We start from the raw sequence: 12,236 nt of genomic DNA, 5'->3' as shown, positions 1-12,236 counted from the left end.
CGAACTATAAAAGAGGATACGATGTCCAAAGTAAGGACATATGTCCTCTTTTTTTTGCCCAGTGTATGGGTTACGATCGACACTTCCCTACAGAAAGATGATCTGATTTCTCATACTTCTCAAATTGGATCTGGGTTAGGTATGTTTGTGTTATTGAGCATGGCACAAAGGATGATCCCATCCCAAAAAGAACGTTTCACAAACGTTTTTTTGATGGGACGATTGGGATTCCGCAGTATTCAAGTAGGCTGGATCAATAACGCCATCAAGGAAACCATACCCAATCAGTATTTTTTAATCTAATGAGCTGGATTTAGAAATTTCAGAAGTTTGTCCTGCTTTAGAAGAATCATAGATTTTATAAAGTTTTATATACAGTAATCCACTAATTAATGCAAAAAATAATATTACGCTAAATACCCCTATTGGAGAAATCCATTCGGATAAGAATACAGTTAATGGAGCTAAAAACCTGCCAAATGTAAACTGTAACCTCGAAGCCCCCATGTATTTTCCTCTAGCATTTTCAGGAGCATAATCACTTACAAAATTATCTATTACGGGCGCACGTATGATTTCTCCAAAAGTAAAGATAATTGTGAGTAAAAACAGTATCCATATGTTTGTAGTTAATCCAACCAAAAACATACCTACTCCAGCTAAAATTGCTGAAAGAATAAATACGTTACGATCAGTCCATTTTTTTAGCCATTTGGTAACAGGCATAACAAATATAACAAACAAGAGCCCGTTTAGACCGAGCATCCATCCTAAGATCTCATTACTGTTGAGCGAATAAGACCAGTTATTCCAAGCAAGTAGATTTTGCAAAGGTACATATTTACTCACATATATGGCCAAATATAAGTCCAGTTGCATAATAGTTATTACAGCAAAAGCCCCTCCCAAAATATATAGAACAAAGATCTTATCACGAAAAATCGCCCCATATCCTTTCCACTCTTTTTTAAACAAATTAGGAATTAATTTTAAATTAACTTGCTGTTTTGAATAGTTGGGCATTGTTTCATGTATTTTTAAATAAATTACAATTGAATAAAGAAGCATAACAATTGTACAAGTCCATAGCAGTTCACTTCGGTAATGAAAGAAGAAGACTGCACCTAAAGCCGGTCCTAAAACTGCTCCAATATTTTTAGCAGTAATAAAAATAGCAAACACTTGTTTTCCTTCTTGTTGAGGTGTTAAATCGGCCACCATAGCGGCACTAGCAGGACCATAGAGTGCCCCCCCTAATCCAATCCCAATAAACGCCAAATAATTTAACCAATGAGAATTTGATAAAGCAAAGAAACAAAACATAATTGTTTGTATAGATGCCCCTATTAGCATAACAAATCGTCGTCCTAATCGATCAGCGAAGTTACCTCCAACAATATTTCCCAATATACTTATTAAAGGGGGAATTGTCATAAGTATTCCTGCAATATGATTTCCTAGAGCTTGACTAAAGTAGACAGTAACAAAGGGAAAATACATCCAATACAACAAATTAAATAAAGTTTCTCCGGTTAACCGAATTTTTAAATTTGTATCCCATGAGCTTATTTTCAAATGAAATCCCCTTCTTTTTGAAGTTATTACCACATTTCACCTTGCGGTAAATTAAATATAATGGAAAAACTCAAAAAAATGTAGACTTTAAATCATTTTTTATATATACTAATAATATGAATAGCTAGGATATTACCCAACTAATTTGAGTGCTTCAAAAAAAGAACATTTATTCCCTTGATAAAATAACAATAAAGACTATAGACAAAGTATTGAAATAACTGTTGTCTATAGTCTTTATATTTGTTGCAAAACCCAATCCATCAATCATTGTCTGGTTTGAAATACTTCACCACACCCCAATAAACCATGACCGTCGCTTCGGAAACGATGGCCTTGGAGGGTGTTGTTCTCAAGTGACGAAAAAATAGCCTACCCCGTTGCCCCCACAAACTGACTACGATAAAGATCCGAATAAAATCCATTTTGTTTGATCAATTCGGCATGTGTTCCCTTTTCAATGATATCTCCTTCATGCATGACTAAAATCAGATCGGCATCGCGAATCGTGGAGAGTCGATGGGCAATCACGAAACTCGTTCGTCCTTCCATCAGCTTATTCATCGCCTTTTGAATATTCATTTCTGTTCTTGTATCGACGCTGCTTGTCGCTTCATCAAGAATGAGAATTTTCGGATCCGCTAAAATCGCACGAGCAATCGTGATCAATTGTCGTTGTCCCTGCGAGATATTCGTTGCATCTTCCCCAAGAATGGTTTCATAGCCATCAGGCAATGTACGGATAAACTCATCCGCATACGCACTTTTGGCAGCATGGACAATCTCTTCTTCACTAGCCCCTTCTCGACCATAGGCAATATTTTCACGGATCGTTCCTTTAAATAGCCACGTATCCTGAAGCACCATGGCAAACAAAGATCTTGCCTGCTTCCTTGATAATTCTGAGAGACTCCGTCCATCAATCGTGATTTTCCCCTGATCAATTTCATAAAATCTCATTAAAAGATTGATGATCGTCGTTTTCCCAGCCCCAGTTGGGCCTACAATCGCAATGGTTTGCCCTGATTCTACTTCAAGGGTTAAATCCCGGATAATCAATTGCCCCTGCTCATATCCAAATTGAACATGTTCAAAGCCGATTCGTCCCTCTACCTGAGCAAGTTTCATCTTAGCCGGTTTCTCTTCCCTTTCCTCTTCCTCATCCAAAAGAGTGAAAATTCGTTCCGCCGAGGCAAGGGCCGTTTGAATCATATTGGCAATCCCAGCCGCCTGTGCCATCGGTTGTGAAAATTGTTGAGAATACTGAATAAAGGCTTGTACATCCCCTACTTGAATATTCCCGCTTAACACACGAATTCCCCCGACAATACTAACAAACACATAACCCAGATTCCCAACAAAGGTCATAAGCGGCATCATAATTCCGCTAATAAACTGAGCTTTCCAGCTTGATTCATAAAGTCGGTCATTCATTTGATCAAAGTCACGAATCGCCTTTTTTTCATAGCCAAAACCTTTGACAACCTGATGACCTGAAAACATCTCTTCAATATGACCATTCACATTCCCAAGTTCCTTTTGCTGATTGGTGAAATGCTTTTGTGAGCGGGAAGCCACTACTTGAACAACTACGGCGCTTAAAGGAAATGTAATGAGCACTACCAACGTAAGTAAAGGACTGATCCAAAGCATCATGATGATCGTTCCGATGATCATGATCGAAGAGGTAATTAGTTGGGATAACGCCTGTTGAATCGAATTATTAATATTATCAATATCATTAATCACCCGACTTAAGATATCCCCATGTGAATGCTGATCGTAATATCGAAGCGGCAGACGCGTTAATTTTTCATTGACCTCTTTCCGCAGCTCTGCTGCCGTTTTTTGCGAGATTCCTGCCATCATAAACTGCTGGAAATAGGAAAAAATTGCAGATAAAATATAGAGTCCTAGCAGGATAAATACTATTTTTGCTAAAAAAGGAAAATCGACGCCAATGCCATCTTTCATACTAGCAAAGATAGAAGAGGTGGCATCCCCTAGAAACTTCGGACTCACAACATTAAATAGGGTCGCAAAAATAGCGGCAATCGCCACAAGGATGATTGAGACTTTCCGGGGCTTTAAATAAGCACTTAATCGGAAGAGTGTTTTTTTAAATTCCTTTGGTTTTTCCCCTTGCATTCCTCTAGCTCCTGTCCCAAGACCACGTCTACGCTTACTCATGCCCCTTCCACCCCGATTCCTTGTGATGCGGCAATTTCACGATAAATATCATTATCTGCTAATAATTCATCATGAGTCCCAATCCCCGCAATTTCTCCATCATTCAATACAATGATTTGATCTGCTTGAATGACCGTGCTCACCCTTTGCGCGACCATAATAATGGTACTTTCCCCTTGTACTCGACTTAGACTAGCCCTTAATTTAGCATCTGTTTTATAATCCAATGCCGAAAAACTGTCATCAAATAAATAAATTTCCGGCTTCCGAATCAGCGCCCGTGCAATGGAAAGCCGTTGCTTCTGACCGCCTGAGAAATTGGCTCCCCCCTGTTCTACCTTAGCAGCAAGCCCTTCCTCTTGTTTGAAAATAAAATCGGAAGCTTGGGCGATCTCTAGCGCCTCCTTCATTTCATCCTCTGTCGCCTCTTCCTTGCCAAATTGCAGATTTTCAGCAATCGAACCACTAAATAAGGTCGCTTTTTGGGGGACATAGCCGATTTTTTGACGTAGATCTGTTTGCGACATTTCCCTAACATCTACTCCATCAATCAAAACCGCTCCTTCTTCCACATCATAAAAGCGGGGAATTAATTTAAGCAAGGTTGATTTCCCCGTCCCTGTACTCCCAATAATCGCAGTCGTTTCCCCGGGATTCGCTTGAAAGGAAAGATGATGTAAGACGGGCTTCTCTGCCCCTTCATAGCGAAAGGTCACATCCCGAAACTCCACTTGTCCATGGGACTCGGATGTTTTTGCTGTTGGAGGATCTTTAATTTCTTTATCCATATCGAGCACTTCATTTATTCTTTTGACGGAGGCTTGTGCCCGCGGAATCATAATAAATCCCATCGAAAGCATGACAAGAGACATGAGAATCATCATCGCGTATTGCAAAAAGGCCATCAAATTTCCAACTTGCATGATCCCTTCGTCAATACGAATGGCCCCAAACCAAACGATAGCGATATTGGTAAAATTCATGATAATCATCATAACCGGAAACAATACAGCCATCAGTTGATTGACTTTAATTCCCGTATCACGAAAATCTGCATTCGCTTGATTGAATCTTTGTTTCTCAAAATCGACTTTATTAAAAGCGCGGACAACCCGAACCCCCGTTAAATTTTCCCGAACAATAAGATTGAGACGATCTGTCTTTTTTTGTAAGGATACGAAAAGGGGGATCGCTTTTCTTGAAATGATGAATATCATCAACACTAAAACGGGTAAGGCCCCTAGAAAAACAAGTGATAACCCTGGGTCCCTTGATACCGCAAGAATAATTCCGCCCACAAGCATTAACGGAGCTCGAGTCATCATCCGTAACACCATATTTAACACATCTTGTACGATCTTCACATCATTCGTAGACCTTGTAATTAAGGAAGCCGGTCCAATTTTATCAAAGGCGTGCAAGGAAAAATCCTCTACCTGTACAAATAAACTCTTCCGTACATCCCGGCCAAACCCTTGGGCTGTTTTCGAAGCAAAATAAGATACTCCGACTGTAATCACAACAGCGACCAACGCTGCCACAATCATCCATAAGCCAGTCTTGATGATATAAGGGATATTCCCATTCACAATCCCGTTATCGACCACATTCGCCATTAAGGTTGGCAAAAGCAATTCTAATAGAATGCCAGCTAATGTTAAAAAAATAACGGCACTAATCTGCCAGCGGTATGACTTCAAATGCCTGAACACGTTTACAATCACTTCCTCATAAAATTCTAATCTAATGGTATGGTTTATTTTCTAATTGGTCAATCATTTTGTGGAGAAAAATTTACCTCGCAACTATTTTATATGGAAGTTTAGAAGCCTGCCCAAAGGTGGAATTTTATAGGTTCCTGTTCAATTAGAGAAGTCTCCCATCCTTATTTCCTTTTATGAAAAAAAGCCTCTCTAGTTTTGACTGAGAGACTTCTTTTCAAATCCATTTTCAAAGAGCTGCACAAGATGAGCGTATCACCAATTGATGCGGAATAATAATCCTTTTTACCGGTTCTTTCGGATTCTCAATTTTAAGGATAAGATTTTTCGCTGCTTCATAGCCTAATGAGAAAATATTAATATCTACTGATGTCAACGGAGGTTGGGTCATCTGTGCGAGAAAAACATTATTAAAGCTGACAATCGACATTTGCTTGGCGACTGAAATCCCCATTTTATCGAGCATATGCAGTACACCCAATGTCATTAAATCATCTGTTACGACTAATGCTGTAGGGGGATCATCTAGCTTTAATAGTTCATCGATTGCCTCTTGACCTCCTTCTTTTAAGAACTCTGCATGGACAATATACGAATCGCGAAGTTCGATGCCAGCCTCTCTCAATGCCTTCTCATACCCTAGCAAACGGTCCACGGTCACGACCAAATCACGATTTCCTCCGATGAAAGCAATCCTTTCATGATGTAATCCTAACAGATATTCTGTTGCCTCCTTGGATGCTCGAAAATTATCATTGTCGATATGAGTGATTTGGTCCTCATTCTTATAAGGCTTTCCGACAACAACAAACGGAAACCCGCAATTCATTAAATAGGACATTAAGCGATCTTCGACATGTGAATTTAATAACACAAGTCCATCTACTCTTCTCCCCTGCACCATTTGCACAACCTCTTGAAAAATTTCGTCCTTTGTTTTCCCGGTTGTCATTTGTAAAGCATATGTCTTTTCATAAGCACTGGCACTGAGTCCCTGAAGCACGCTTGAAAAGAAAGGATTTTGAAAAATAACATCAGCCGATTCAGGCATCACTAAGCCAATGACGCTAGTTGATTGATTAGCAAGACTTCTTGCAATGAGATTAGGATGGTATCCAAGTTCCTTCATTGCTTTCCTTACCCTCTTTTTCGTTTCATCACTAATCCTCGGATTATCAGCAATGACTCTTGAAACAGTAGATGGAGCAACATTGGCATGTTTGGCAACATCTTTAATCGTTACGGACATGTTACCCCTGCTTTCATTTTCTTTCTGGTTAGAAATATAATACAATAAGCTCCTTTCCGTGTCCCCTATTTTCTTTATCCTTTATTGGCCCCTGCTTTCAAGCCTTCTACCAAATGGTCTTGGAAAATAAAGAACATGATGGTGATGGGTAAAGCAACTAATACAGCTCCAGCAGCAAATGTTGTAAATTCTGTATTTCCTCTTCCTGTTACCATTTCAAATAGACCAATGGCTAATGTCTTTTTGCTACTTGTGCGCAGTACAAGTCTGGCAAAGATAAAATCCATCCAAGGGCCAATAAAATTATTGACAGCGATGAAAACAAGAATTGGTTTGGATAAAGGCATCATAATTTTATAAAAGATTTTCACATGACTCGCCCCATCAATTTTTGCCGCTTCTTCCAAGCTCCGGGGCAAACCATCAAAATAACCTTTCACCAACCATGCCCCAAATGGAATAGATCCACCTGCATAGACCAAAATGAGTCCCCAATGATTATCAAGTAAATCCAATTGCAAAAGCAAGATATAAATCGCAATCATGCCCATAAAGCCTGGGAACATTTGCAACACAAGCATCGTCATTAATCCCTGTCTTCTTCCTGGAAAACGAAACCTTGAAAAAGCATAAGCGGCGGTTACGACTAATACGGTAGAAATTACCATATTCCAAAAGGCTATTTTCAAGGTATTTTTATACCAAATTAAATAATCTGTTTCCTGAAATAGATAAGTATAGTGTTTAAAGGACAGTGAATCCGGGATAAGTCTTGTAGAAAAGAGGGAGTCCCCGGGATTCATTGATCCAGTAATCACCCAAATAACAGGATATAAGACAAAAATAGCGGTAATGACTAGGATGGCATAAATCAAACCATTCGTTAATTTTTTTCTTAAGGACATGTTCATCATGACATCATATCCTCCTCTTTGAACGCTCTAGTATTTCTAAAATTAATAATGGAGAAAGTGGCAATCACAATAAAAATTAATATGGAAACAGCTGATGCAACAGCAAACTGATTATTGTCAAGTGTTAGTTTATAAATCCAACTAATCAGAATATCCGTTGAACCTGCATAGGTGTAATTTGTATTAACTGGACCACCTTGTGTCATCAAATAAATCAAGTTAAAATTATTGAAATTTCCAGCAAATTGCATAATGGCCAGTGGTGCAGTTGAAAACATAATCAATGGCATCGTAATTTTCCAAAACTTTTGCATGGAGGAAGCTCCATCCACTTCTGCTGCCTCATATAATTCTTTATCAATATTGGTCATAACTCCACTCATCAATACCATCCAAAATGGAAAACCAAACCACATATTGACTACAACCAATGTGATCTTTGCAAGCAATGGATCAGACAACCATGGTATGGCTGTATGGATAATCCCTAAATCCATTAATGTTCGATTAATTGGACCAAATTGCCCATTAAAGATGTTACGCATAATTAGAATAGAAACAAATTGTGGGATGGCCCAAGGTAAAATAAAAATACTTCTCCATAATTTCTTGAGCTTAATGTTTTTTTGACTAATCAATACAGCAAAAATTAAACCGATAAAAAAGGTGGTAATCGTTGCTAGAATCGCCCAGACAACCGTCCAGCCAAACACGCCGTAAAAGGTTGTACTCCAAGTCTTCATTTGAAACAGCTTCACAAACGTACCAAGACCGACCCAATCAACCAAATGTTTTGGAGGCAAATGATTAGGAGCGGAATAATTCGTAAAGGCGATCAAGATCCCAAATAATAAAGGCAAAATTGTTAAGAATGAAGTAAACAATACCGATGGCGTTAATAACAAATAAGGAAATCCATTTTCCCAAATATTCTTAAACATCTGTTTTGCATTATTCGGTCGTATACCCATTTCCTTTTTCTTCGCTACCTTATACGCATCTCGAATATTCAAATAATAAAACCATAGTAAAAGTAGGAAAGAAATCAAGAATAAGATTCCTTCGATTAAGAGAAAAATAGAATGGTCTCCCTGAGCAATTTCAAAGCCTTTTCGGGATTGTGGCGTATCTCCAAGTGTCGTTAATCCCCACATCGCCCACTGAAAAGGCACGGTCCAAAAGATGAGTAGATAAGCTTCTACAACCAAAAAACCCAATCCTTTTATAAATTGCCTATTATAGATTTGCCCCAATCCCATAAATAAAGTGGATAAAAGGGCTGCTCTAACAGGTTTAGAAAACGGTCCTTTTTTCGAAGGAGTCCCAGGCATCTTGCTGTCTGGTCTTTTTACCTCTTGTAATGATGCATTCATATTGTCCCCTCCATTTCAATGCTGAGCCAACACATCTAGGGTATTAGCTCAGCCCTTTTGTTTACTGCTGTGACTTAATGCTATCTTTGATTTGTTGTACCCCTTTATCTAATGCATCTTGTATTTCTGCTTCGCCATTCCAAATAGCTGTGAATGCCACCTCCATAGCACCCCACACATGTTGCATTTCAGGGATATTTGGCATCGAAACAGAATATTGAGACTGCTCTAAGAAAGCCAACATATTAGGGTCTTCCTTGATTGTCTTGTTTTCTAGCAATGCATTGGAAGGAGGTAATTGGCTTGTCATCTCATAGCGTTTTAATAACATTTCATCACTTGTCGCATATTGCGCAAATAGTGTAGCGGCTTTTGGATATTCACTATACGAGTTTACGAAGAACGCTTTGATTCCTGAAAAAGTCGTTGGCACTTGTCCATTCTCTAATGTTGGCATTGTTTTTACCCCAAAATTTACTCCTGCATTAAGATGCCCCTTCAATGCCCATGGACCAGAGATATAATATAAGAGTTTACCTTCATCAAAGTAGGAAGTCATGACATCTGGTGTAATATCTTCTTTCTTTAATGGCAACAGTTCATCATGAATCTGAGTGAGCAATTCAGCCGCTTTCACAGCCCCTTCATTATTTAAACCGATATCTTCTGGGTTGGTATTATTATCTCCAAATACATAACCCCCGGTTCCACCAACAAATCCATACATAAAGTAAAAATCACTTGGCGGAAACATAAATCCATAGGATCCTGGATGTTTTTCCATAAATTCCTTTGACTGTTTTATCAATTCATCCATTGTTTCTGCTGGTTTAAAGCCCATTTCATCAAGTAGATCTTTGTTATAATAAAGGGCTGTCGTTTCAATCGCTAGTGGATAACCAAATGTCGTCATCTCACCATCAGACATAGCGGAAACACCATTAATGGCTCCTTCCATGAATCTCTCTTTATATTCATCTGCAAAATAATTATCATAGATAAGTCCAGCTGTATTCATGTTTCCCACATGGTCATGCGGACCCATAAATACATCTCCACCTAAACCAGCCGGACCATCTGTCTGTAGTTTCGATGGAGCATCTGTATGGGTAACATCTTCATATGTGATTGGGATATCAAATTCCTTCGTAAATTCCTCCGCAACATACTCGATCCATTCCCCTTCTTCATCCCCATTGCCCCAAACAATTAATTCAGCTCCCTCTTCAGGCTCCAACTTGGCGGTTTCCGCTGGTGCATTTTCTTCTGTTTCCTTCTGTTGGCCAGAATCTTGACCATTTTTTTCTTTCGTACTTCCTGGCTTACTACAAGCAGCAAGCATGAACACTAACATAGAAATAAATGCTAGATAAATAAGTTTTTTCAATGATATTCCCACCTTTTTTATATATTTTTTATAGAAACATCTGATGGAATGAAGTCCATCTAGATTGTTACTAACTAAATTCCCACTATTTTTCTTCTAAAATAATCGTTGAGTATGGCGGCAACATGATCTTCACCTTCCCCTCCTCTTTTTTCACTTCTGCTTGCTCATTTGTTTGATCATATAATTTAGAGTAAACGCTCTCCTTTTCATGTAAAAAAACATTTTGATTTTGTTTCGTTAGATTATGAAGGACAAGAATGGAGCTCTCTTCCGTCATGCGTTTAAAAATGACCATTCCCGACTGTTTTGTCAAAGCGCTTTCAATCTCACCTTTGATTAAAGCTGGATGGGATCTACGCACCTGAATCATATTCCGATAATGATTGAACATTGAGTTTACGTCTTTTACTTGAGATTCCACTGATTTTTTCTGCATATCTTTGTTATGTTTGATCACTCTCCAATTTGTTTGTTCGGAGGCATTTTTATCATTTGACCAGATAAATGGTTCTCTGATTTCTTCATCAGGCTTCGAACCCTCAAGTCCCGTTTCTTCCCCATAGTAGATAAATGGATTTCCAGGAAGGGTTAGTAGTAATGAAGCCGCCATTTTTGCATGATCTTCATTCCCTTTGACCTCTGTCATGACTCGAGGCATGTCATGGTTTGTGATAAAAGTAGAATCGATAAATTTTCCATTAGATATTTTCTGGAAATATTCCCTCGTTCTTACTAGAGAAGAAACGATTCCAGCGTCCTTTTCGGATTGGACAGATTCCAATATTTTTTCTGACAAATCAAAATTAAAAGCAGATGTTAATCCATCATCTAAATAAGGTGCAACGACAGTCGCTGCATCCCAAACTTCCCCAACCAACATCACATCGGGATTTATTTGTTCCATCTCTTGCCGAAATTCCCGCCACCATTGATGATTTTTTTCTTCAGGATGTTCACTATCAGAGGGGGAATAAATATGTTTTGCCGCATCCAGTCTAAATCCATCTACTTGGACATCTTCCAACCAAAAAGTGGCTATGTCAATGATTTCTTCCCTTACTTTTGCGGAATCAAGATTCAGATCCGGCATACCATCCCAGAAGATTCCTTCATATTTTTCTTTCCCAGAACCATGCCATACTTTCTGTCCCCATTCTCCTGTTTCTAGAAGATTCGTATTTTCATTCGACCACACATAGTAGTCCTTATATTTTGGGTCATCTGTTGAGGCCTTCTGAAACCATGGATGTCGATTGCTAGTATGATTGATCACCAAATCTATGATGACATTTATATCCCTTTTATGAGCTTGCTTAACAAATTCTTTCATGTCTTCTAAACTTCCATAGTCAGGATGAATATCTAAATAATCAGTTACATCATAACCATGATAGCTTGGCGATGGATGAACAGGCATCAACCAAATCCCTTCAATCCCTAAATCAGCTAAGTAATCTAGTTTTTCCGTCACTCCTTTCAAATCACCAATCCCATCCGAATTGGAATCCGCGAAAGACCGAACAAAGATTTCATAGTATACGCCATTTGGCTTTATACTTTGCATTTCTCTCTTTTCAGGTTGAAATGTTGGTTTTTCAATTTCGGAGCACCCAGTCATAAAGAGGATTGAAAAGATGACAAGGATCAGAGTTACTCTTTTCGGACTAGGAAAGTTCACTTTACCAACTCCTTGACAGCCATTCTAAGTAAAATCAATTGTAATAAGGTTTGCGCAAACGATTTCATTGATTTGCCTATAATTATATTTGATTTGCAAATTCTGTCAATAGTTTTCTATTAGAAACTTTTATAGTTTATCGTTGA

General features: G+C 38.6%; 9 protein-coding genes. 1 reads left to right on the top strand and 8 read right to left on the bottom strand.

The annotated features are described in order from the left end of the window. Positions 1 to 21 precede the first annotated feature (21 nt). On the top strand, positions 22 to 303 hold the full coding sequence (locus MUB24_RS05015; protein WP_244702021.1) for a hypothetical protein: 282 nt from the start codon (positions 22 to 24) through the stop codon (positions 301 to 303). On the opposite strand, the gene MUB24_RS05010 is transcribed toward MUB24_RS05015, so the two are convergent. From MUB24_RS05010 to MUB24_RS04975, 8 genes are all read right to left on the bottom strand, one after another. Next, positions 295 to 1,575 (bottom strand): MDR family MFS transporter, encoded by a 1,281-nt coding sequence (locus tag MUB24_RS05010; protein WP_244702020.1) that lies wholly within the window; start codon positions 1,573 to 1,575, stop codon positions 295 to 297. The genes MUB24_RS05015 and MUB24_RS05010 overlap by 9 nt on opposite strands. 372 nt (positions 1,576 to 1,947) lie before the next feature. Next, positions 1,948 to 3,765: an ABC transporter ATP-binding protein gene (locus MUB24_RS05005; RefSeq protein ID WP_244702019.1), complete on the bottom strand. Its 1,818-nt coding sequence runs from the start codon at positions 3,763 to 3,765 to the stop codon at positions 1,948 to 1,950. Next, complete coding sequence (locus tag MUB24_RS05000) at positions 3,762 to 5,486, bottom strand: ABC transporter ATP-binding protein (RefSeq protein WP_244702086.1); 1,725 nt, start codon at positions 5,484 to 5,486, stop codon at positions 3,762 to 3,764. Before MUB24_RS05000 ends, MUB24_RS05005 begins: the two co-directional genes overlap by 4 nt. Before the next feature lie 229 nt (positions 5,487 to 5,715). Next, positions 5,716 to 6,735, bottom strand: a complete 1,020-nt coding sequence (locus MUB24_RS04995) for a LacI family DNA-binding transcriptional regulator (RefSeq protein ID WP_244702018.1) — start codon at positions 6,733 to 6,735, stop codon at positions 5,716 to 5,718. A gap of 74 nt (positions 6,736 to 6,809) precedes the next feature. Next, positions 6,810 to 7,640: a sugar ABC transporter permease gene (locus MUB24_RS04990; protein WP_244702084.1), complete on the bottom strand. Its 831-nt coding sequence runs from the start codon at positions 7,638 to 7,640 to the stop codon at positions 6,810 to 6,812. A 5-nt stretch (positions 7,641 to 7,645) separates the two neighbouring features. Beyond that, positions 7,646 to 9,022: a sugar ABC transporter permease gene (locus MUB24_RS04985; RefSeq protein ID WP_313898423.1), complete on the bottom strand. Its 1,377-nt coding sequence runs from the start codon at positions 9,020 to 9,022 to the stop codon at positions 7,646 to 7,648. A 61-nt stretch (positions 9,023 to 9,083) separates the two neighbouring features. After that, positions 9,084 to 10,409: a sugar ABC transporter substrate-binding protein gene (locus MUB24_RS04980; RefSeq protein ID WP_244702017.1), complete on the bottom strand. Its 1,326-nt coding sequence runs from the start codon at positions 10,407 to 10,409 to the stop codon at positions 9,084 to 9,086. 85 nt (positions 10,410 to 10,494) lie between these two features. Continuing rightward, entirely contained in the window at positions 10,495 to 12,090 is a 1,596-nt protein-coding gene (locus MUB24_RS04975; protein ID WP_244702016.1) for an alpha-amylase family glycosyl hydrolase, read from the bottom strand. Between the last annotated feature and the right edge of the window lie 146 nt (positions 12,091 to 12,236).

The organism is Lederbergia sp. NSJ-179 (assembly GCF_022867885.1).
In the GTDB taxonomy this organism is placed as follows: Bacteria; Bacillota; Bacilli; order Bacillales; family Bacillaceae_C; genus Lederbergia.
This window is presented reverse-complemented; position numbering and strand designations above follow the sequence as displayed.